Raw genomic sequence first — 308 nt, forward strand, 5'->3', positions numbered from 1 at the left:
GCCGACATCTGCACGCCGATCAGGAAGCTGCGCGCCACGAGCTGGCCGATGGCGTTCGCCATGTCGTCCACCGGCAGCGGCGCGCCGGGCACGAACATCGCGTAGCTGTCCACCACCGCCAGGATCAGCAGGTGGTGCATGTTCGTGATGAAGATCAGCAGCAGCCCGAGCCAGCCCATCAGCGCGCCCAGCAGAGTCCCCTGGCTCGCCAGCGCCGGGTTGAAGACCTGGGCGTTGGCGAGGCCGGCCTGCACGCCGATCACCGCACCCGCCACCTCCAGCGCGCTCATCAGCAGCCGGGCCACCGT

The 308-nt window shown here is 69.8% G+C and carries 1 protein-coding gene; it reads right to left on the minus strand.

Annotated features, from left to right (window positions below; all coding sequences use genetic code 11):
• The coding region (locus JT719_RS24525; RefSeq protein WP_207436413.1) for a flagellar biosynthetic protein FliR at positions 1-308 on the minus strand (308 nt) is incomplete at both ends.

Origin of the sequence: Sabulibacter ruber (assembly GCF_017355955.1) — a bacterium.
GTDB classification, from domain to species: domain Bacteria; phylum Bacteroidota; class Bacteroidia; order Cytophagales; family Hymenobacteraceae; genus Nibribacter; species Nibribacter ruber_A.